This window comes from Acetobacterium fimetarium (genome assembly GCF_014284475.1).
Classification (GTDB): domain Bacteria; phylum Bacillota; class Clostridia; order Eubacteriales; family Eubacteriaceae; genus Acetobacterium; species Acetobacterium fimetarium.
Window position 1 is genome coordinate 1 of the sequence record NZ_WJBC01000018.1, and the last position, 23498, is coordinate 23498.

18 protein-coding genes and 1 pseudogene are annotated in these 23498 nt (G+C 47.3%); 13 read left to right on the forward strand and 6 right to left on the reverse strand.

Features of this window, described 5'->3' with window-relative positions:
* Window positions 1-47: 47 nt before the first annotated feature.
* From GH808_RS11350 to whiA, 6 genes are all read left to right on the forward strand, one after another.
* The gene (locus GH808_RS11350) at window positions 48-1274 is read left to right on the forward strand and encodes a double zinc ribbon domain-containing protein (protein ID WP_186842914.1); all 1227 of its coding nucleotides are present in this window, start codon (window positions 48-50) and stop codon (window positions 1272-1274) included.
* Between the two features lie 132 nt (window positions 1275-1406).
* The gene (gene murB / locus GH808_RS11355) at window positions 1407-2312 is read left to right on the forward strand and encodes a UDP-N-acetylmuramate dehydrogenase (protein ID WP_186842915.1); all 906 of its coding nucleotides are present in this window, start codon (window positions 1407-1409) and stop codon (window positions 2310-2312) included.
* A gap of 207 nt (window positions 2313-2519) precedes the next feature.
* Complete coding sequence (locus tag GH808_RS11360; RefSeq protein WP_186842916.1) at window positions 2520-3251, forward strand: PHP domain-containing protein; 732 nt, start codon at window positions 2520-2522, stop codon at window positions 3249-3251.
* Window positions 3252-3272: 21 nt separating this feature from the next.
* The gene (rapZ, locus tag GH808_RS11365) at window positions 3273-4145 is read left to right on the forward strand and encodes an RNase adapter RapZ (protein ID WP_186842917.1); all 873 of its coding nucleotides are present in this window, start codon (window positions 3273-3275) and stop codon (window positions 4143-4145) included.
* Window positions 4146-4491: 346 nt separating this feature from the next.
* The gene (locus GH808_RS11370; protein ID WP_186842918.1) at window positions 4492-5502 is read left to right on the forward strand and encodes a gluconeogenesis factor YvcK family protein; all 1011 of its coding nucleotides are present in this window, start codon (window positions 4492-4494) and stop codon (window positions 5500-5502) included.
* 177 nt (window positions 5503-5679) lie between these two features.
* Window positions 5680-6684: a DNA-binding protein WhiA gene (whiA, locus tag GH808_RS11375; protein WP_186842919.1), complete on the forward strand. Its 1005-nt coding sequence runs from the start codon at window positions 5680-5682 to the stop codon at window positions 6682-6684.
* Window positions 6685-7062: 378 nt separating this feature from the next.
* On the opposite strand, the gene GH808_RS11380 is transcribed toward whiA, so the two are convergent.
* The 5 genes from GH808_RS11380 to GH808_RS11400 all read right to left on the reverse strand — a co-directional run bounded on the left by GH808_RS11380 (window position 7063) and on the right by GH808_RS11400 (window position 10541).
* A complete protein-coding gene (locus tag GH808_RS11380) occupies window positions 7063-7641 on the reverse strand; it encodes an RNA polymerase sigma factor (RefSeq protein WP_186842920.1) in 579 nt (192 codons plus the stop codon).
* Between the two features lie 306 nt (window positions 7642-7947).
* A complete protein-coding gene (locus tag GH808_RS11385) occupies window positions 7948-8175 on the reverse strand; it encodes a DUF2922 domain-containing protein (RefSeq protein WP_186842921.1) in 228 nt (75 codons plus the stop codon).
* Window positions 8176-8333: 158 nt separating this feature from the next.
* A complete protein-coding gene (locus GH808_RS11390) occupies window positions 8334-8558 on the reverse strand; it encodes a DUF1659 domain-containing protein (RefSeq protein ID WP_186842922.1) in 225 nt (74 codons plus the stop codon).
* A gap of 533 nt (window positions 8559-9091) precedes the next feature.
* Window positions 9092-9640 (reverse strand): D-Ala-D-Ala carboxypeptidase family metallohydrolase, encoded by a 549-nt coding sequence (locus tag GH808_RS11395; protein ID WP_186842923.1) that lies wholly within the window; start codon window positions 9638-9640, stop codon window positions 9092-9094.
* Window positions 9641-10133: 493 nt separating this feature from the next.
* Window positions 10134-10541, reverse strand: a complete 408-nt coding sequence (locus tag GH808_RS11400; RefSeq protein ID WP_186842924.1) for a phage holin family protein — start codon at window positions 10539-10541, stop codon at window positions 10134-10136.
* A gap of 184 nt (window positions 10542-10725) precedes the next feature.
* On the opposite strand from GH808_RS11400, the gene GH808_RS11405 reads away from it, so the two are divergent.
* Window positions 10726-10947: a hypothetical protein gene (locus GH808_RS11405; protein ID WP_186842925.1), complete on the forward strand. Its 222-nt coding sequence runs from the start codon at window positions 10726-10728 to the stop codon at window positions 10945-10947.
* Here GH808_RS11405 and GH808_RS15560 read toward each other — a convergent pair.
* Window positions 10944-12002, reverse strand: coding sequence for a PocR ligand-binding domain-containing protein (locus GH808_RS15560; protein WP_186842926.1), 1059 nt, complete (start codon window positions 12000-12002; stop codon window positions 10944-10946). The genes GH808_RS11405 and GH808_RS15560 overlap by 4 nt on opposite strands.
* A 261-nt stretch (window positions 12003-12263) precedes the next feature.
* On the opposite strand from GH808_RS15560, the gene GH808_RS11415 reads away from it, so the two are divergent.
* From GH808_RS11415 to GH808_RS11440, 6 genes and pseudogenes are all read left to right on the forward strand, one after another.
* Complete coding sequence (locus GH808_RS11415) at window positions 12264-12854, forward strand: RNA polymerase sigma factor (protein ID WP_186842927.1); 591 nt, start codon at window positions 12264-12266, stop codon at window positions 12852-12854.
* Window positions 12854-14032, forward strand: coding sequence for an anti-sigma-I factor RsgI family protein (locus GH808_RS11420; RefSeq protein ID WP_186842928.1), 1179 nt, complete (start codon window positions 12854-12856; stop codon window positions 14030-14032). Before GH808_RS11415 ends, GH808_RS11420 begins: the two co-directional genes overlap by 1 nt.
* Before the next feature lie 766 nt (window positions 14033-14798).
* Window positions 14799-19001 carry a hypothetical protein gene (locus GH808_RS11425; protein WP_186842929.1) on the forward strand — a complete coding sequence of 1401 codons (4203 nt, stop codon included), beginning with the start codon at window positions 14799-14801 and terminating at the stop codon, window positions 18999-19001.
* Window positions 19002-20486: 1485 nt separating this feature from the next.
* Entirely contained in the window at window positions 20487-21497 is a 1011-nt protein-coding gene (locus GH808_RS11430) for an Rpn family recombination-promoting nuclease/putative transposase (protein WP_186842930.1), read from the forward strand.
* A gap of 453 nt (window positions 21498-21950) precedes the next feature.
* Window positions 21951-23015, forward strand: coding sequence for an STAS-like domain-containing protein (locus GH808_RS11435; RefSeq protein WP_186842931.1), 1065 nt, complete (start codon window positions 21951-21953; stop codon window positions 23013-23015).
* Between the two features lie 68 nt (window positions 23016-23083).
* Window positions 23084-23206, forward strand: a pseudogene (locus GH808_RS11440) (Rpn family recombination-promoting nuclease/putative transposase); the annotation flags it as partial.
* Between the last annotated feature and the right edge of the window lie 292 nt (window positions 23207-23498).

The following is a 23498-nucleotide window of genomic DNA, read 5'->3' on the forward strand; positions in this document are numbered from 1 at the left end:
ATTCCAAACCAACCCAAAGCATTCACATCACCCCGTAGGGGCGATCCGTGATCGCCCGCACCGTCAATGCCAAACTCACCGTCAGGCATACACACCACCGCCAGGCATCATCCCGTAGGGGCGATCCGCGATCGCCCGCAAACGCCAATCCCAAACCACCGTCAGGCATACACACCACCGCCAGGCATCATCCCGTCCGCGCGATCCGCGATCGCCCGCAAACGCCAATCCCAAACCCACCGTCAGGCATACACACCACCACCGGGCATCACCCCGTAGGGGCGATCCGTGATCGCCCGCAAACGCCAATCCCAAACCACCGTCAGGCATACACACCACCGCCAGGCATCATCCCGAACGCGCGATCCCTGATCGCCAATCAACGAATGTCGTCCACCCAAACCAGACAAAAAAACCAGAAATCGGAGGCTCCAATGGGCATCAAAGAGATCCTGATATCCTTTCTCGAAAACAACCTGTTTCTCAAAAACGGAACCTGCCCCATCTGCGGCAAGGTTCTTTTTGTCACCGACAATTTTCTCTGCCGGCAATGCTGGGAAGATCTGCCCAGAATCAACAACCCCGCCTGTGAACGCTGCGGCCGTCCCATCTTTCGTGCGAAACGAAAACACTGCTCGGTCTGCGCCAAACTAAACCTGCCCTTTGCCGGCGGCTACGCCTACCTGCGTTATGAAGATTCCGCCAAAGACCTGGTTCACGCCATCAAATTCAAAGACCGCCCCCATCTGGGGATCTGGATCGGCACCCGGATGGGAGAAGCCATCGCCGGACAAGAATGGGCAGCCGACATCGACTATATCGTGCCGGTTCCCCTGCACCCCAACCGACTGGGGGAAAGAGGCTATAATCAGAGCGAAAAAATAGCCCGGGGCATTCTGGAAGGTCTGGTTCAGGCGGATGGAAAAGCAGAACAGCCGGATGCCCCTGCTGCGCCACCGTTTTCACGCAACCCGAGTCAGCCCCTTCGCCCAGCGCCGCCGTTCCCGGCCGCCGCCGCGGTCCGCCTGGGACCTCAATACCTGCGACGCAGCCGGGATACGCCCCATCAGATTGGCCAGGGCCGAGCCGAACGGCTCAGAAATCTGACTGGCGCCTTCAGCGCCGAAGCTGTGGCAGACATTCAGGGAAAAACAATTCTGCTGGTGGATGATGTGCTCACCACCGGAGCCACTCTGGCAGAAGCCAGTGCTACCTTGCTTGAAGCCGGTGCAAAACGAATCTACATTGCTACCGTCTGTGCTGTTGCCGAATAGAAAAATAAAAAAAATAACCAAAAAATTCCTTAAAAAGCCCTGTTTAGGGGCTTTTTTTATGGCGAATCTTAATAAATAATGGTAAGATAAACCTACAAATAAGAAGTGTATAATAGAGATAAGGAAAAATACATGAAATTAATTTTAAAAGAACTCGCAGCCGTACTGGCTTCAGAAAATATAAAAAAAAATGAACCCATGAAAAATCATACATCATTTAAAGTAGGAGGTCCGGCGGACCTTTTATTATTGCCGCAGACAAAAGAAGAACTGCAGAAAGTCCTGACCATCTGCCGGGAATCAACCAAACCGTTTTACGTCATGGGAAACGGCAGCAATCTGATCGTTAGAGACGGCGGATATCGCGGGATCATCATCAAGACGAAAGCCCTGAACCGCGTTTGTGCAGCAGGCGAGACCATCACGGCCCAAGCCGGCATCAGCCTGAAAGCGCTGGCCGATTTTGCGCAGGAAAACAGCCTGACCGGGCTGGAGTTTGCATCAGGCATTCCGGGAACTCTGGGCGGGGCAGTCACCATGAATGCCGGTGCCTACGATGGCGAAATGAAAAATGTCATCAAGAGCATTGAAGTGATCACCGCAGATGGAAGCTTTGAAACCATCCCGGCCGATGCCTGTGCTTTCGGATACCGCAGCAGCATCCTCCAGAAAAAACCGTGGGTGCTGGTTGGTGTCAACCTGATCCTCAAAAAAGGCGAGGCCCAGACCATCAAGGAAAAAATGAACGATCTCAACACCAGAAGACGGACCAAACAACCGCTCGAATACCCCAGCGCCGGGAGCACCTTTAGACGACCAGAAGGCTATTTTGCCGGTAAGCTGATTCAGGACGCTGGATTTAAAGGCCGCTCGGTCGGCGGCGCTCAGGTGTCAGAAAAACACAGCGGCTTTGTTATCAATGCCGGCGGCGCCACTACCGCTGATATCCTCGCGCTGATCACCCTGATTCAGACCGGTGTTCACCAGCAATTCGGGGTTGACCTGAAACCCGAAGTGATTGTCATCGGCGAGGACTAAGCACGGAAGACAAGGGGAAGACACGGGGACGCTACGGCTGAGGAAGACAAGGGGACGCTACGGCTGTCAGCCCCCAATTTACAGGATGACAGACGTCGCGTCCCCTTGTCTTTGGATGCCGTCGCGTCCCCGTGTCTTGTTTTACCAGAATGATAGCCCCCTGTCCCCCGTGTCCTACCAAAGCAATAACGACGAATAAGGAAAAAGATGAAGATAATACACGATATGCACACCCACACGATCTGGAGCCACGGCAAAAACACCATCGAAGAAATGGTGCAGCAGGGCCGGAAAATCGGCCTGAAAGCGATCACCATTTCCGACCATGGCCGCAGTCATCCCGTTTTCGGGGTGAGAAAAAATGATTTTGCAAAAATGCGGGCCGAAATCGATGCGCTCAAAAAAAAATACGACGACATCGAAATCTACCTGTCAGTGGAATCCAACATCATCGGCGCCAATGGCGATATCGATATCAAAGAGGAAGAAAAAACCTACTGCGACTGGATCCTGGCCGGCTATCATTACGGCTATATCCCCGCCAGCATCAAAGACATCTTCCGCTTTTCGATCCCCAACTACGCCGCCCGGGTACTGCCGTTTTTGAGAAAATATGTGATCGAGATGAACACCAAAAGCTACATCAGCATGATGGAACAGCATGAAATCAAACTGATTACCCATCCCGGCGATAAAATGCCCATCGACATCGATCAGGTGGCCAAAGCCGCCGCCAAACACGGCGTCATTCTGGAGATCAACCCCCGGCACGACCATTTAAACGCCGCAGAAATAAAGACCGCCCTGAAATACCCGGTCGATTTTGCCGTCAACAGCGATGCCCATAAAATTCAGGCCCTGGGCGATATGCGCGACGTTCCCCAAATGCTCAAAAACGCCGGCATCCCCCTCGACCGCATCATCAATATCGAAGAATAACTACATATAAAGGAGAGAGTCATGAAAATTATCATCATTACCGGCATGTCAGGAGCAGGGAAGTCCCAGGCAATCGAAATACTCGAAGATTTGGGATTCTATTGTATCGACAACCTGCCATCCCAGCTGATCGTGACTTTCATCAACCTCTGTCAGCAGTCCGCCACCGGCATCGAAAACATCGCCCTGGTCACCGACATCCGCGGCGAGATCTTTTCCGCCGGACAGGCTTTTTCATTCATCGATTACAAAGAACAGGCCAGCAATGTCGAGCTGATCTTTCTCGATGCACGAGACGAAGTACTGGTTTCACGTTATCAGGAAACGCGGCGAAACCATCCGTTGTCCGGCCGCGCCGGCAACCTGCTCGAAGCCATCCAGGCGGAACGAAAAATCCTCGAACAGCTGCGGGAAATGGCCGACGACGTGATCGACACCTCGGACATCAAAGTCGGAGACCTGAAAAGAAAGCTGCGGCTACTGATCAAAAAAGGGGAAGAAAACACAAGCCCGCGCGTCAACATTTACTCCTTCGGCTTCAAATACGCCAGCCCCGTCGGCGCCGACTACGTCTTTGACGTGCGCTTCCTGCCAAACCCCTTCTATAAACCGGAACTCAGAAGTCTGACCGGCGAAGACCAGGCTGTCAGAGACTACGTCATGTCCTTCCCGGAAGCCCAACTGTTTTATGACAAGCTGCTGGATCTGCTGGCGTTTGTCATTCCCCAATTTACAAAAGTTTCAAAAGACACCGTTGAGATTGCCATCGGCTGCACCGGCGGACAGCACCGCTCCGTCACCTACGCCTGGCTGCTGGCCGCCGCCCTGAAAGAAAAAGGCTACGAAACCAGTCTCAGACACCGGGACATCAAAAACAACAGACAGGATCATTAACGCACAGGAAGATAGCGCACCACCTGCTTTGAATAATACACAAAGCATCATACTGTAGGGGCGGGTATTACCCGCCCGCGCCCGCCAACACGACGGAGTACATACTACGGTTCTGCTTGTATTTTCACCAAGCATATTTAATCGAAAAAACACAAAAGAACTGTTTCCTTTGTGCTCAAAACGCGAACAATTATTGCTTTGCAATCAGTTTCCACAACCAATTTCGTAACGTGTAGGCGAACAGTCGATAGACTGTCCGCCGTACAGTGTAGAAAATGGTTCGTGCGAAACTGATCGCAAAGCTCACGGCACTTTCGTAATTAATAAAATAAAAGGATGTGATTCCATGGATATGAAAGAATATATCAGAGAGTTTACTCTGAAAGATATCGTAAAAGTGAGAAACCCGAAAGTGGTGGCCATCGGAGGCGGCACCGGTTTATCCGTCATCCTCCGTGGACTCAAAAAATATACCGACCGGCTGACCGCCATCGTCACCGTCGGCGACGACGGCGGCGGTTCCGGTATGCTCAGAGAAGATTTAGGGATCCTGCCGCCCGGCGACATCAGAAACTGCATTCTGGCCCTGGCCGACGACGAAAATGTCATGCAGGAGCTGTTCAACTATCGCTTCCAGGGCGGCAACATGGAAGGCCAGAGCTTCGGCAACCTGTTTCTGGCCGCCATGAACGGCATCAGCCAGGATTTCTACGATGCCGTGCGGCGCACCTCCGACGTGCTTCAGGTAAAGGGCGAAGTGCTGCCGGTCACCCTGTCAGAAATGGTGCTGATGGCGACGCTGGAAAACGGAGCCGTCATTCAGGGCGAGTCCGCCATACCCGAAGCCTCCCTGGCACAGCACAGCCCCATCGCTCAGCTCTTTCTGAAACAGAACGATACCAAGCCGCTGCAGGAGACCATCGAAGCCATCCGCAACGCCGATCTGATCATCATCGGACCCGGCAGTCTTTATACCAGCATCATTCCGAATCTGCTGGTTAATGATGTGGCCCGGGCGATTTTCGACAGCCGTGCCAAGCGTTTCTATATCGGCAATATCATGACTCAGCCCGGTGAAAGCACCGGTTACACCCAGGAGGACCACATCCGGGCCATTGAAGCCCATCTCGACCAGGACGAGGGCCGACTGTTCGACTACGTCGTCGCCAATACCGGCAATCTGCCCAGAAGCATCGAGGAAAAGTACCAAAAATGCAATGCCGAAACGGTGAAAATCGGGACGCCCATCGCAGGCTACGAATACCTGCTGGGCGACTACGTCACCATGGAATCCGGCTATGTCCGCCACGATGCCGATCTGCTGGCCAAACGCATTTTCGAGACCTACATCAAGTAGGGCATGACTTGGGGACGATACGGCGTGTCAGCCCGATAGGGATGACATCCCGTCGCGTCCCCATGTCATGCCCGGGCAACTCAGTAATATGCCAGGATGAGACATCCCGTCGCATCCTCTTGTGATACGAGGGGCGATCCGTGATCGCCCGAAAACCATAACCCAAAAGGAGAAACCATGACATTTTCGGCCTTATTGAAAAAAGATCTATCCCGGCTTCCCTTCGGTTCAAAAGCGGCCCGTCAGGCCGAACTGTCCGGGATTATCGGAGCGGTGGCAACTATCATCGTCGATGAAGCGGGGGAGATGGCGATCAGCATCAAAACCGAAAACCCATCGGTTGCCGCCAGGAGCTACCAGCTGATCAAAAAGCTGTACGCCATCAAAGCCAGAATCAAAATCGAAAAGACCAAAAAATTCAAAGAACACCGGGCCTATAACGTTCTCATCGAAGACCCGAAGGTAGTTAAACGAATCCTGAGCGACTGCGAAATCCTGAGCTTCAACCATGCCGGACAGGCTTTTTTCGACAACCGGATGCCCGAAAAATTCAAAAAGCAGCCGCCCCAGACAAAAGCCTATATCCGGGGGGCTTTTCTGGGCTGCGGCTCGGTGTCCAATCCGGAAAAAAACTATCATCTGGAACTGGTCGGAAAGAAGACCCCGGTCCAGACGAAATCAAATGACCGCGGCGCCGCCGCAGGCACCGAGCAGTGCACCTATCTGCAGAGCATCAAGGACATCCTCAATGATTTCGGGATCAAATCCAATCTGATTCACCGAAAGTCGCACTGGGTGCTGTACCTCAAAGAAGGATCAAGCGTGGCCGACTTTCTCAATGTGATTGGCGCCCACCGCGGATTACTGGAGATGGAAAACATCCGGATCGTCAAAGAGATGCGCAATGACGTCAACCGTCAGGTCAACTGCGAGACCGCCAACCTGAATAAAACCGTCGCCGCCGCCTACGATCAGGCCGCCGACATTTTAATCATCAAAGAAAAGCTGGGACTGCGGAATCTGCCGCAGAACCTGTACGATATCGCCGAAGTGCGGTTAAACTATCCGGATGCCAGCATCAAAGAGCTGGGCGAACGGCTGGACCCGCCCGTCGGAAAATCCGGCGTCTACCACCGGCTCAAAAAGCTCAGCCAGATCGCCGAAGATCTCAGACAGAAGTAGCTGCCGGATACCCGTACCGACCAATTGTAAATCAGTTGGTTGCGCGCAGTTCGGACAGGCTATCGCCTGTTCGCCCTGAGGCAACCAACACGATGTTACAATTGTCGGTACTGCGTTTGTGCTTGCCTTGTGCTTCTCGAGGGTTTACAAAAGCGTCATGCATCATCCCGTAGGGGCAGGCCTTGCCCGCCCGCAGACGCGTCGGCGTCTGGTTAAAAACAGATGCCCTTGTGCTCCACGTGGTTGTACACTTCAACTATATTTTGTCCGAGGCTGCTCATTATCCTGTGATGCGCGTTGTGGCGGACATCTCGCAGAGTGTCCGAGCTCATGCGTGTCACGGATAATAGCAGCACCGGACAATCGCATCGCTGCAGTTCAGTTGACCAGATCCATCCCGAAGTAGGTGCGCAGATCCTGAATCGCCCGGCGGTGCAGCTTGACCAGGCTGTTGGGCGTCACGCCGATACTGAGGGCAATCTCCTTGATGCTCCGGTTTTTAAAATAATGTTCCTCGATAATCCAGCGCTGCCGCGGCCGCAGCTTCGGCAGATAGCAGAGCAGCGACGACAGATCCTCCGCATGAACATAATCGTTTTCAATGTCGGTCTGCTTATCCGCCAGAGAATCCAGCAGCGTGGCCGTTTCGTTCTGATCCGGCGCATCCAGCGAAATGGCATTGCGATGAGACTTGGCGATATTGACAAAATAATAAAATAACTCTTTCTTCAGGTAGCCGGAAAACGGCACCCCCAAAGCCTCCTCATAAGCATCCACCGAGTTCAGCAGCACAATCGCACCTTCATTGAGATAATCATCAACCGCATCGGCATCATAAACATAACGGCGAATCAGCGAAAGCATCAACGGCCGAAAGCCCTCAATCAAAGCCAGCTGGCAGCCGGCGTCCTTTTTCTTTGCGCCGCGAACCAAAAAAATGATTTCATTATTTTCCATATTTCACCTCTTCCAATAAAATAGAACATATATTTAAAAAACGACCGTTAGCTTCGCTGCCGGTTTGCGCGAATCAATGTGTACACTGTACGGCGGACAGTCCATCGACTGTTCGCCTACACGTTACCAAATTGATTGCGAAACCGACATCAAAGCAACAATTGTTCATACTATCTAAATTTAGCAAGCATCCATAAAATAGAACATATGTTCGCATATCCATTATACATACTTGCCAAACGAATTTCAATCATTTTTTAAAATATGCAAAAGAGCCGGTGCATTGCACCGGCTCTTCAAAATCATTTAAACACTGGCCATTGCAAAATCTGTTGTGGTGGTGCTGATCAGCTGTCCGCTGACCTTGGCGGTCAGGTTGGAGCTGTCAGGCGCAAACACATTTTTAGCCAGGATCAGATCCATTGCCGCATTCATGTCAGCCGCCGTCACCGCCGGTTTCGCATCCGATACGGAAATGGTCGAATTCTTCCCATCCGCACGTTTAAATACCATCGTCGCTTTAATATCTGCCATAAGATTCACCTCCTTTCACAATTGTTTTTTCTACTCCTAACGCAGTACCGACAATTGTAACATCGTGTTGGTTGCCTCAGAGCGGACATCTCGAAGAGTGTCCGATTCTGCAGCAACCAACTGATTTACAATTGGTCGGTACGGTTATCGGCTGTCTCTTAGACGCCCGGAATCAGGAGCGTGCTTTCAATTTTGATAACTTCTTCCATGGTCGGCGTCTGTAGTCCGGCAAGCGCCTGAGCCACAGCGTAGATATCATCATCGACAGCCGTTTCCTTCAGATTTGAATAAGTCTTCGACTTAATCACTTCCTTACCATCGACCATCCCGTAGTTGGAACGGATCTGGATTTTGTTTCCAAGAAAATCAGTAGTTACTGGCATTCTGTGTACCTCCTTTCTTCAGGCATTAGCGATACTGCCGTTAGTTTCGCTGCCGGTTTGCGCGAACCAATTTGTACACTGTACGGCGGACAGTCTTAGGACTGTTCGCCTACACGTTACCAAATTGGTTGCGAAACCGACAGCAAAACAACTTCTGTTCGTGGCTTTAAGTTTCGCAACTTCCTGTGTATACTCTATAAATGGAACAAACCGGAAAAAGGTGCCAAAAAGAAATAAGAATGTATTTTACACTTCCTTATTTCATTTTAACGGCTAAAATGAAATAAGAACCCGTAGGGGCGATCCTTGATCGCCCGCCCCGTCAATTTCAAACCACCCGGGAACAGTCACCACCCCCGTTAGGCATCATCCCGTAGGGGCGATCCTTGATCGCCCACCCCGTCAATTTCAAACCACCCGGGAATATTCACCACTCCCGTCAGGCATCATCCCGTCGGGGCGATCCTTGATCGCCCGCCCCGTCAATGTCAGGAACAAACGCAAAAAGGCGGGTATTACCCGCCTAACAAAACCTAAATCTCCAGATGACAGAACCCTTCATCCTCATAGATGATCACACCCAGCCCCTGGTTCTCGGCGGCCGCCGCCAGCTCAAAGACCGAAAAGTCCGGCGCGTAGCAGTCCACCGCATAGCCGACCAGATGGCGTGAATTGGCAATGCCGCCGACCTCCCGGTTGCGGATCGGGCAGCGGACACCGGACGTCACGATGACCGCAGCACCAAGCGCTACCCGGACCGCCTCCAGCCGGGCCAGCAGCTCGCCGTTCATCTCCGCCGGAAACCCGGTGCAGTAACGCCCTTCGCAGCAGCAGGCAAACTCATCTCTTTTGAAGTGGGCCGTCAGCTGCTCCCCGGCAGCATCGGTCACTTCCTGCGCCGGCCCATCCCCCCGAAACAGCGCCGCATGCGTCAGCGGCCCCACCATTCCATCCACTTCCAGCCCCCGGTCAGCCTGAAACGCCGCGATCGCCGCCCGCGTCAGCGGCCCGTCGATCCCGTCAATCGGCCCCGGATCATATCCGGCCGCCACCAAAGCTTCCTGAATCAATTCCATATACATATCAAATCCCTCCTTTTATTTCACAACGAACCCGTAGGGGCGGACCACGCCCGCCTTTGATCCCACAATGAACCCCGTAGGGGCGATCCTTGATCGCCCGCAACGTCAATACCACAAGCCAACGCACAGGGCAGGCCATATCCTCCCTGTCGCTCAAGCCGTAACCCAGTACCGACAATTGGATACCAAACCAAAAGAGCAGAGCGGACGGAGATCAATCGAACCACCGTTGCTCAAGCCAAAACCCAGTACCGACAATTGTAACATCGTGTTGTTTGCCTCAGGGCGAACAGGCGATAGCCTGTCCGAACTGCCTGCAAACAACTGATTTACAATTGGTCGGTACGGTATTCGCCGCAACGAAGTGATTTCCAAAATCCTGTCCACTCTGAAACGATACTTCCAGTCTGCAAACAACTGATTTACAATTGGTCGGTACGGTATCCGCCGCAACGCAATGATTTCCCAAATCCCGTCCGCTCTGAAACAGCCGTTAAGATTTCGCCTCCTTTTCCGATAACTGCGCCAATACGCTTTTGAGCCGGGCCGGAATCGGAAAACCCAGCCGGCTCAGATTCTCGGTGATGCTGATGCCTTCGTTGGCGGTGTAGAAGAAAATCACAGCGGTGCGCATGGCCGCGCCGCCGCCCAGCAGGTTCTGATCGAGCAGATGGCCCATGGCCACCATCACCAGAATCAGGATTTTCTTGAGAATGCCGACAAAACCAATTTCACTCGCGATCTGCCGTAGCGCCACCGCCGCCATCACGCCGGTCAGGTAATCAATCAGGATAAAGCCCAGTAGGGTATAGAGATACCCGTCGAAGCCGCCCAAAAGAAACCCCAGCACCGACCCGATGACCGCGAACCCCTCCGGCAGCCGGTTCAGAATTGTTTTCATGAAACCTTTAATCCTCCTTTCATCAGATTGAGACAGATGCGCTGGCACCGTTTAAAAACTGCCGTTAACTTCGCTGCCGGTTTACACGAAACTATTTTTACACTGTACGGCGGACAGTCTTAGGACTGTTCGCCTACACGTTACAAAATAGTTTGTGAAAACCGGCATCAAAGCAAGTTGGTTTATGCCTTTAAAATTACACAGTGCAACTGTCTCTTTATATATATGGAAGACATTTAAAAAAGATGACACAAAAAAAGACCATCCGATAAAGGATGGTCAAAAAAAATCGCTATTAAGAACTGTAGGGGCGAGCCTCGCTCGCCCGCAACGTCAATACCCAAAACCAACGCATCGAGCAGGCTGCACCCGCCCTGTCGATCAGGCCATTGTCGGTACGATCTAATACAGATTCGCTTTCAGCGTCTTAATCTCTGCTTTCAGCTTGTCCGCAATCTCGTTGAGCAGCGTCAGCTTGGCACTGATTTCCGTCATCGAATCCTTGTGTTCGCCGATGATCTTGTTGGACTTCGCCGCCTGGGCTTCAACCCCGTTCATGCTGGCCACAATGCTGTCGAGAATCGTTTCGATCTTCTTGGCCGAATCCACACTCTGGGAAGCCAGTTTCCGGACCTCGTCGGCAACGACATTGAAACCGCGCCCGAATTCACCGGCCCGGGTCGCTTCAATGGCCGCATTCAGCCCCAGCAGATTGGTCTGGGTGGCAATATCGCGGATAAATTTCAAAATCGAATCCGTTTCCTTGACCTTGTTCTTGGAGATCGTCGAAGACTCCAGCAGATCATCCGATGTTTGCGTCAGCGATTCGATCTGCCCGGAAAAACCGTCGATGAATTCACTGATCGAGCGGACATTGTCAAACATATTCTGGGAAATCAGCTCGAATTTTTCGGTTTCGTCCACCAGCAGCCGGTTGTGATGGCCCATCTGGGAGATGGAGTTGGCAAAAACATAGAGCATTTCCGCCGCCGCGTCAATTTGCGCGCGGGGAACGATCGAAACCTTCCGCAGTGCCTCAATGTATTCATCCTCGTCGATCCTCAGTTCGCGGGCGATTTTGCGGAAGTTTTCCTCGTCCGGTTCCTCGGTCAGCACCTGACCGCCGAGGATGGCGCCGATCTGGACCCCGTCGATGACAATCGGAGCGGCAAAATCGACCAGCCCGGCATGGCAGGAATAAACCGCCGGCCGGCCGGAAGCCGCCGCTTTTTTACCGCCGCTGATATCGCATTCGACACAGCGCCGATTGCCTTCCGTTGAAGAGCCGCGGGTATATTTGATACAAAAATCCGTAAAACAGCTGGGCTGAGTAATTTCACCTTTTACGTTGTCGCAGGAGATACTGGCCATTCCTGTCGCCGCGGAAAAAGCATCCTGAAACTTCTGCAATACATTAACATCGATCAGTTCGTCTACTGAATACTCTACACTTTTTTCCATTTTATACGCCTCCATATTGATTGTCCCAGGGGAACGATTTAATGTTATACCAATAAAATATGATATAATAAGATCAAATTAAAAAAATCGTATACATTTCTGATACTTTTTTAATATATGATTTCTATTTTCCCGAAACCTTTGCTATAATAAACATATTGTATCACGTCAATTTACGATTGTCACCTACAAAATATTTAATCCCAACTGCAATAAAACGTTCTAATCAAACGTTACTATATTATGGAGGAATAATACTTAATGATACTATTTTTGAGTATGGTGGTACCCCCGGACCCAAGCACCGAGCATCATAAAAAACTTAAAATTGATGAAAAGCTGTTCGCCCGCATCGCGGCCGACGACATGGCCGCCTTTGAAGAACTGTACCGGGTGACCGAACGCAGCGTCTATGCCTTTGTCCTCTCGATTCTGAAGAACCATGACGATGCGCTGGACGTGGCTCAGGATACCTACCTGAGAATCCGCGCCGCCGCCCATCTCTATAAGCCGATGGGCAAACCGATGGCCTGGGTTTTCACGATCGCCCGGAATCTGGCGATCAGCAAAATCCGTTCCCGGAAACAGGGCGACAGCGTTCAGGTCGACGATCTGGAGAACGACCTGTCCTTCTCCTATGTCACCGACAGCGGTGACAAACTGGTGCTTCAGACGGCCTTTAAAATTCTCAGCGATCAGGAGCGGGAAATCATCTTACTGCATACCATATCCGGCTTTGCCCATCGTGAGATCGCCGAAAGCCTGAATATGCCCTTATCTACCGTACTATCGAAATATCATCGCGGCTTAAAAAAGCTCAAAAAATATTTAAAAGAACAGGAGGTGTTATAATGAATACAAGTGATATCGAGAAATCCATCCGCCACGGCATCAGCCAGGCGCCATTGCTGGATTTTGCCAAGCTGGCCGCGATGCCGGTGGTCAAAATGACCGAGCATGACTATATTACCCGGCAGCCGGCCCGTGTCAAACGAAGACCCCGCTACTTTAGGCAGCTCTCGTCGGCCGTCGCCTGCTGTGCCGTTGCCGTGGTCTGCTATTCCGGCTGGTATATCCAGTTTAGGTCACCCGACAGCACCGTCGCCCTGGATGTCAACCCCAGCATCGAGATCGTCACCAACCGCCACAACCAGGTGCTGTCGGTCCGGGCCCTCAATGATGATGCCAAAAAGATTGTCGCCGATCTGGATTTTGACCAGGCCGATCTGGATGAGTCCGTCGATGCCCTCGTCTCCTCCATGATCGATCAGGGCTATCTCAATGCCGACCGCAATGTCGTGCTGGTCTCGGTGGCCAACAAAGACGCCGATAAAGCCGATGATCTGGCCGTCGCCGTCGATCACTCGATCAAAGACAGTGCCGCCAGCCAGGACATTGAACCGACGGTGCTGCGGCAGACGTTGACTGAGACCGATGATGAAACCGCCGCCCTGGCGGATCAGTACAGTGTTTCCACCGGCAAGATCAAGCTGGTTCAGGAGATTGCCGCGGCTGATGAAACCCTGACGGTCGACGCGCTGGCGGGCAAATCCGTCACCGAACTGCTGCAGATTTCGATCGAAAAAGCCGTGGATCTCAACAAAATCGTTCAGTTTGACGAACCGGCCACCACCCCGGACAGCAAGGCCGACAGTGCCGCCGCCGTCAAGGAAACCATCGCCGATCCAGTCGTCCCGGCCGACCCGGCGACCACCGAACCGACCGCGGTCAAAGAGACGCAAACCGTCCCGTCTGACACTGCCGCCGTCAATCCGGCCAAAACCGGCACCAGCGAGGCTGAAACGGTCACGCTGCCGACGCCGTCAGACAATGACAACGCCAGCGCCAACGAATCCGCCAGCGGCGATGAACCGGTCGTGACACCGCCACCGGCAGCGGGCACAGACAGCGGGGCGTCCACCAACGAGTCGGATCTCAGCGATCCGGTCGTGACCAGGCCGGCGGCCGGCAGCAGCGTCATCGCGCCGACCGAAACCGGCACCGTGCCGGCGGCCATCCCCGTCGAGTAGGGGCGGTCCTTGACCGCCCGCTCCCATTTGTAACAATTATCACAAAAAAATATTAAAAAAATAAAAAAAACGAATAATGGCTGCAATAAAACCGCAGCCGGTTCCGTTATCTGATTATAGAGAAAAAACCCCGGACTATTTTTTTAAAGCAGTGCTGAATAAAGAATGGGGGTAAAGCCCCGGCAGTGTCTGCCGGTGGCGGGAATAACAGCACGTGAAAGGTGGAATGCCAGCGAATACAGCAGCGCGATCGGAGCGACAGGGCCAGCAGTCATCATCGGAATAAATACAGTGGTTTGTGTAACGAAGATGAAGACAATGTGTTATTTTTGTAAAAAAAACCTTGCGATTCGAAATAGTTGAGACAATTGGATGTATTCGAGAGATTATGAGATAATGTGTTCGTTTTTATCGGCAAGCAGATTAATTTAATTGTGCGAAATGGTGTAATTCGTATTATATCTTTAAAAAAAGTATAATAATTTATTGCAAAATAGCACAAGAAGGTGTAGAATTCATTGTGAGAATGCTCTTACTCATTTAGCGTTCCATGATATGTGTAAACCTAACACCTTTTCTAAGATGGTGTTGTAGAATTGGTTTACCCTATGAGGACAATACTTATTAGGAAAGGAGGAAGAGGGCGTAAAGTGGTTCCGCTGAAATGGAGCATAATTAAATCCTGGATTTTAACGTGAGTAGATCATAAAGATCGTTGCTATTCGGGTAGACAACAAAATATATTAAACGGAGGATTTAAAAAAGTATGAAAAAACTTACAGCAAGTATTCTTTCAGCAATGCTGATGCTTTCTATGGTCTTTTCTTCAAGCGTTTTCGCTGCCAATGATGCGACTCAAGCATCTGCATGGGATTCGTTTGTGGGACTGTTCACAAAAGCAACAACGTCTGAAACGATGGGCGTTGAGTATGCGGGTTGGGTTCAGGATGTTGGTCAGACACCAACAGATGGGACCTACATTACCGGACCTGGTCGATTGGGAACTCCTGGTTTAAGTCGACGACTTGAAGGATTCCAGATTAAATTAACCGGTGCTATTCCTACCGGCGCAAGTATCAAATACATTGTGCATGTAGAAGATTATGGCTGGATGGGTAATATCAATGATACCACTACCTGGAAAGCTAATGGCATCTATGCCGGAACCAAAGACGAATCAAAACGTATCGAAGATATCAAAATCGTCCTGGTTGGCGCTGATGGCAAAACATTGCCAGGTTACAGCGTAAGCTATGCTGGCCATGTTGAAAATGAAGGCGATACCGCTTGGGTTTCTGACGGAGCTTCTTTTAACAACACTGGCAAAAGCCAACGTTTAGAATGCCTGGAAGTTAAAGTCGTTCAGACTAAAGCTGATATGACTGCTTACACTGCCGCCGTAGCACAAGCTAAAGCAGTTGATGGCGAACTTTTCACAACAACTACTTATGCAGCTTTAACAAAAGCTCTGGCTGATAATGTTGTAACTGATACTGATACTCAAGTAAAAGTAGATGCAGCAACAACAGCTATCACAACTGCTTTCAATGCATTAGTGCCTGTATCTGATCTGGACGCTTACAACGCAGCGGTTACTAAAGCTAATGCGGCTGTCAAAGCTGATTACACTGCTGATTCTTATGCAGCACTGACAAAAGCGCTGGCTGACAATGTTGTTACTAATGACGACACACAAGCTAAAGTTGATGGCGCGGTAACGGCTATTAACGATGCTTATGATGCTTTGGTAGAAGTTGCTGACATGACAGCTTATGATGCAGCAGTAACTAAAGCTAAAGCAGCAGTAGAAGCTGATTACACCGCTGATACTTATGCAGCTTTAGAAAAAGCATTGGCTGACAATGTAGTGACTAACCAGGATACACAAGCTAAGGTTGATGAAGCTACGAAAGCTATTAACGATGCTTATGATGCTTTAGAATTAGTAGTAAAAGTTGATGGTGCTACAGTAGCAACAGCTAAAACAATTGAAGTAGCATTCAATACTCCTATTGCAGATACTTCTAAAGTAACTTTTGCAGTTAAAAGAGGAGCAATCAATGTAACTGGTTTAACAGTAACATGGAACTCTGACAAAAACAAAGCAACCTTAACATCAACAACAAATTACACAGCTGGCGATTACACAATCAAAGCAGCTGGTATGACATTTGGAGTAGATACAGCTACCGTTAAAGTTGAAGCTCAAAAAGTAGGTTCAATTGAAATCGTAGGCGACAATGTAGTTGCAACAGCAGCTGGTGCTTCTACAGGGATCGTTAATTACATCGTTAAAGATCAATATGGTACAGATGTAACTAAAGAAACTGTTGCTATGAACTTAACTTGGACAGCATCAGCAGGTACAGTAACTGATGATAACCAAGGTAAAGCGACATGGAATAAAGGTTCAGCAATTGTTGTAACTGGTACAGCGATTGATACAGTTACTTTAACTGCATTTGATCCAGCAACTACCAAAACAGCTGCTAAGAAATTAACAGCAGTGGCAGCATCAAATGTAAATACATTTGGTTTTGATGGCGAACCAGTAGTACCAACTAATGCTACTAGACTTACATCAGGTCAAAATGATGTAGTGTTTAATTATACTGCAGCAGATCAATACGGAAATGCAGTTGTTCTTCTCAGCACTGATTTATCACAATTACAGTTTATGTCGACTGATACAGCTGTGGTTGATCCAGCAAGTGCTGCGATTGTAAATAAAAAACTGACATTTGACTTCAAATCAGGTATAGCTACAGCTAAAGAAGTTACGCTGACAGCTATTAACAAAAATACGGGGGCAACTTCTCAAGTTAAATTTACAGTTAATCCTGTAGCTGATGCTTCAGAACCTACCATCGTACCGCCAACAACTAACTTTGGCGTTGGTGCTTCAAATTTCAAAGTTTATTTAACAGTAGCCGATCAATATGGTAAACAGTTAACAGCTGATGAAATTGTGACAGCATCAAAAGCTAACAAATTCCAATTCGCATCAACAAATACAGCCGTTATGACAGTTGCGGCTGCTAATTCAGTAGCTAAAGATACTACTGGTGCGTTCATTTATATTGCTGCAGGTGGAAGTGCTACATCAGGCCAGAGTGCAACATTGTCATTCACAGTTACTGCTTCTGGTAAAGTAGCAACACAAGCATTCACATTGGTTGCAGCAAAAGTTCCAGCAGCTATGACATTAGTACCTTCTTCAACCACATTAACTGAAGGTGCAGCATCGACATTAAAAGCTACTTTCGTAGATCAATATGGTGATCCAATCACCACAGCTTTAACCTATAAAGTTAAATTCACATCTTCAGATACGTCTGTTGCAGCAGCACCAGCTAATGAATCTTTAGCAAATATGGTAACAGCAGGTAAAACAGTTACTGCTTTATCGGGCTCAGCTGGCAAGTCAACAACAATGACTGCTGAATTATTCAATGATGCTAATGGAAACAGTACATTGGATGCAGGTGAGTTAGTAGATACTAAAACTGTTACTTATGCAGTTACAAATGCTACAGGCTTAACCTATTCAATCACAGATATTCCGAAAATATATGGTAATGCATCATTGAACCTTGACAGTGCATATGCAAAAGAAATTAAAGTAGTTGCTAAAGATGGTAGCGGTAATACTGTTTCTATCCCATCTTCATCTATTGTAAGTGTAACTACTGAAGATGCTGCAACCGCAGCCGTTGGCAAAGCAACATCATCAAGTGCAGCAACACCGTCACTTCAAGATAAATACGTAGTATCTGGTATTGCTGGTGGCATTACAGGTACTGGTGTAACAACAAAAGACGTAAAAATTCGTGCGCTTGTTAACACAGGCAGTGATGTTGTCACAGTAGAAAAAACAGTAACAGTGTCTAAAGAAGCATTAGTAGCTACATCAATAAAAGTATTAGATGGAAATCTTGATGCTAACTTAGATGGAGTTGATGATGAAATGACTGCACCATCATGGACTTTTGCAGATCAAGCAGCTTTAAAGGCAGGTATTGATTTACTTGCAGACTGTGGTAATCTTGGTCAACCTTATGTAAGAGTGTATGACCAATTTGGAGTAGCAGCACCAGCATTGAATGCTACAACTACAACTAAAGGTATTACATTATTATGTAACGTAACAGCTGATAGTGATTTTGCTTATGGCACTAATGATAAAATTGCCTTCGCTCTAGTTGATGGCGGTGGTGCAGCAAATTACGATTCTGCTACTGTTAAACTTGGTGTTACAGCTGATAAAACAACTTTTAAAGCTGGATCAACCTTTAAAGCAGTTGTTACAACAAGCAATGGTTTGTCAAAGACTATTGATTTTGCTGTAACGAGTGCGACTTTACCGGCTTCAATTAACTTAGTGTCAAATACTGATGTCTCTAAAAAAGGTGGAGCAAGTGTTACATTAGGTTCAGCACCTGCTACAACTAAAACTGCATGGTTAGCACCAGACGGTACTACATCATTTAGTGAAGGTTCTACCATGACTAAATTAGTAGGTGATGGAGCAGCGACAACAATTCTTGCACCAACAACTGAAGGTAACTACTTTGTATACATTGTAGATGCCAAAGGTAATATTTCAGCAGCTTCAGATAATAAAGTAATTGTTGATAATACATTGCCAACAATTAGTGTTGCTACAGTTACTCCTGGAGGCGCTCCAGGCACTGATGCGGTACTTGCTTTAACTGCAAATGAAGTAGCTACTTACTACTATGCTGTTTTACCTGCAGCATCAGCCGCACCTAACGCAGCTGAGATCATAGCTCAAACACAGTCTATTAAAGGGACAGCAGCTTATACAACGGCTGCTACACCTCAAAATATTAATGTTACGAGTTTAACTGCAGCAACTGCTTACAAATTATATGTTGTAGTTGTTGATGCTGCTGGAAATGAGTCAGCTGTTACAACTACTGCGTTCACAGCAGGCCCAGCGGTTTAATAAAAACAATCGGTGCCAAAAACAAACGGTGCCTGTTACTTAACTTATTCAACTTAACTTATTGAGAGAATTTAATAAGTTGGGTGGTTAAGAAAACAGAGAATAGAGACGATTCGAGACATACGGTGCCTGTCACTTAACTTATTCAACTTAACTTATTGAGCTGGATGGTTTAGAAACAGAGAATAGAGACGATTCGGGTTCTTAGAACATACGGTGCCTGTCACTTAACTTATTCAACTTAACTTATTGACAAGCGGTGCCTGTCACTTAACTTATTCAACTTAACTTATTGAGTTGGCGGTTGAGAAACAGAGAAATAAAACAGAGAGACGATTCGGGTTCTTCGGGACTCGGGTCGTCTTTTCTTTTGGAGACAAACGGTGCCTGTCACTTAACTTATTCAACTTAACTTATTGAGCTGGATAGTTAATGACAAACGGTGCCTGTCACTTAACTTATTCAACTTAACTTATTGAGGTGGATTAAACAAACGGTGCCTGTCACTTAACTTATTCAACTTAACTTATTGAGGTGGATGGTTTAGAAACAGAGAATAGAGACGATTCGGGTTCTTCGGGACTCGGGAACACAAGGGGACGGTTCTATTGTGCACTTTGTTGGCTGAAAAATCTGGGGGAATCTGTCTGGAAAAGTTTTTGCTGGTGACTCTGATTTCCAACTTTTGTCTGTTTCCAATCAGTTGCACCAGTTTCTGCCCACCCAAACTCACTACGGGGAACACAAGGGGACGGTTCTATTGTGCACTTTGCTGGTTGAAAAATACTGAGGAATCTGTCTGGAAAAGATTTTGCTGGTAGCTCCGGCTTTCAGCTTTTGTCTGTTTCCAATCAGTTGCGCCAGTTTCTGCCCATCCAAACTCACTGAAGAATTTGAATTCTCCAACCAGTCCATCTTTTTTGTCCTAAAATTGCCGTCAGTGTCGACAGTCGTGTCAGATCAGTTCAGTTGTGATGATTCCGGACTCCAGTGCCAGTCGATATGACGACAGAGCCACCCAATCCGGACGATAGTAGAACACAAGGGGACGGTTCTATTGTGCACTTTGCTGGCTGGAAAACCTGGAGGAATCTGAATGGAAAAATTTTCGCTAGTGGCTCTGGATTCCAGCTTCTGTCTGTTTCCAATGAGTTGCGCCAGTTTCTGCCTAGCCAAACACACTGAAGAATTTGAATTCTCCAACCAGTCCCATCTTTTTCACTGTTCCGGTGCCTGGCACCACTTAACTTATTGACTTAACTTATTGAGTTGGTGAGCGGAGGGACTAGAGAAAATAGAGAGGCGATTCGGGTTCTACGGGACTCGGGTCGTCTTTTCTTTTTTTAAGTTGGAGGCGCGGCGGTCAGCGGAAAGTGGACAAGCTGCTGGTATGGTAAAAAATTGGATTATTTTCCAGAATCAAATTTAATAGCATTTTAAAGGGAGATCAATTATAATGATATTAATAGCAAAGAAGGTGAATGAATGAAAGTGACTGAGACAAAAGTGCAAAATCCCCACGATAAGTTTTTTAAAGATACATTCTCAAATCCGGTATTGGTCAGAGACTTTGTTGAGAATTATCTGCCAGAACCTATTTTAAAACTAGTTGATTTGAATGAACTGGAGATTCAGAATGGCAGTCACGTCGATGAAGAACTCAGTGAGGTCTTCTCAGATATGTTGTTCCGGACAAAAATCAATCAGAGAGATGGCTATCTCTATTTTCTGTTTGAACACAAGAGTTATCCGGATCGAATGGTTGCCCTGCAGCTACTGACTTACATGGTTCGCATCTGGAATCAGAAGGTCAACAAGGAAAATCAGACTCATATTCCGGTGATTATTCCAATGGTGATTAGCCATGGAAAAACGAAATGGAAGAGTGGATCGATGTTCAGTGATCTGATCCTGAATTTTGAATCGTTTCCGGAAGAAGTCAAACAACTGATACCGGATTATCGCTACCAGCTCTATGATTTATCGCAGTTTTCGGATGAAGATATCAAAGGAAAGGCAGAGCTGATGATTGCATTGTCCGTTGCCAGGGATATTTTCAAAAAAAGCGGTGAGGAATTTCTGGAAACGATTTTCAAGGCTGCCAGAGCTTTAGCAGAGTTAGATGAAAAGGAAACGGGTATTCAGTATTTTGAAACCTGTATGCGCTATATTCTGACATCCGGTCCAAAGCTTTCAAGGGAGCAATTGAATACTGTGATTAAGGAATTGGAAGTAACCTACAAGAAAGGGAGTGAAGTAACCATGACATTGGCTGAAATTTTAAGAGAAGAAGGTTTTGAAAAAGGTATTGAAAAAGGCGAAATCAAAACATTAATCAAAATGGCAATCAAATTGTTGACTCAAAAATTCGGTGTCATGCCTGCTGAGTATTCTGAAGCGATTACAAAATTGGATTCAACAAATTTAGAGATTCTAATTGATGGAATTAAAGGTTTTGAAAATTTAGATGATGTCAAAAAATATTTAGACCTCTGATGCTTGCAGGAGTTAAGACATACGATGCCTGTCACTTAACTTATTCAACTTAACTTATTGGGTTGAGAAGTTGATTCAGAAAAACGGAAGACGTCGTCAGTAAGTGGACAAGTTGCTGGCCAAGTACTGAAAAGAATAGTAAGTGCCTAGATGGCAATAGCAAGTCTGATCCAAACCTGTTATACTGATGACATCATTATTTGAGGCACTTTTTATAGTTATGATTGAGTCTGCATGCGTCCGTGCCGATATATCAGGCACCGTGGGGCAAAAATTCATATTACCATGGCAAATCTGGCCGGCAAATTGCAAGTGGGAAAAATCTGAAAGAAAATGTTTATAATTTCTCATTTCAAAGTTTATAGAAATATCTTTAAATAATAAAGGAAATATTGTTATACCTATGTTAAAATAAGATTATAAAAATCATGGATAAAGAAATGAGATGGTAAGATGTCATTCCCAAAAGAAAAAAAAGAACGAATTGAAAAATATATTTTGGAGTTGATTAAAAACGACGATACAGAGCATTGCAAAAGTAAAACGATGAGTACTTTCGGTATTTCGACAACTACTTATTATCGTTATCTGAAAAGCCTAGAAACCAGAAACCTTATTCAGAAAAAGGAAAATGACCAATATCATCTTGTAGAGATACGAAAAGAGTTTTTCTTTTATCGCAATGCAAATCTGGAAGAAGATGCAGTTTTTCGCAAAGACATTTTCCGATTTATCGAAAATTTGCCGGAAAATGTGCAAAACATCTGGTATTATGCTTTCACTGAAATCATGAACAATGCTATTGAACACTCTTCATCGGACAATATAAGCGTATCTGTCGAGGAAACGGCGCTGGATATAATCATGTTGATTACGGATGATGGGATTGGAATATTTAACAATATTCGAAATTTTATCATTAAAACCACAGGTGATGATATCACGCTGGAAGACGCAATGCGGGAATTGTTTGTAGGAAAATTTACCACCAAATCCGAAAACCATTCGGGTGAGGGGATTTTCTTCACATCACGTATTATGGATTTGTTTATAATCGCTTCGGGTGGACTGATCTTTTCTCACGATAATTACAAAGATATGGAAGCAAAAATATCCGATGTCGCACCTGATGCGCATATTTCAGATAGGGGGACAAATGTCATGATGCGTTTATCAAAAGACACACCAAAACAATTGAATGATGTTTTCAACGAGTTTGCACCGGTTGATGAAGGTTTTATTAAAACTGAAATCAAGTTAAAAAATTTTTGTGAGCATGGATACCCGGTTTCCAGGTCTCAAGCGAGGCGGATTCTTGAGCGCCTAAACCTTTTTAAAGAAGTCACCTTGGATTTTGAAGGGTTTAATGATGTTGGGCAGGCGTTTTGTCATGAAATATTTGTAGTCTTCCAAAACAGATGCCCTGATATCCAAATCAATTATGTTAATGCCAGCGATTCCATTAAAGGAATGATCACCAGGGTGTTGAATACAGCTAACCTATTGAAGAAGAATTAGTCATACGCGTATACGGTGCCTGGGAAACCTCCGAAATGGGTTCCGGTGCCTGGCACCACTTAACTTAAGAACTCAGTGAGGTATTTTCAGATATGTTGTTCAGGACAAAAATCAATCAGAGCGACGGATATCTCTATTTTCTATTTGAACACAAGAGTTATCCGGATCGAATGGTTGCCTTACAGTTACTGACTCAACAAACGGTGCCTGTCACTTAACTTATTCAACTTAACTTATTGAGGTGGAAGGTTTAGAAACAGAGAATAGAGACGATTAGACATACGGTGCCTGTCACTTAACTGATTGAGCTGGATGGTTGCGAAACAGAGATTAGAGACGATTCGGCTTCTGCGGAATGCGGGACGTCTTTTTGCATTCATGATGGGCGATTTTTTGACCAAGCAAGAAAAAGATATAGTGCCAGTCATGATCGTTCAGTAACCATTCATCAAAATTAATTTACTTCCACCAAAGATTGCAAAC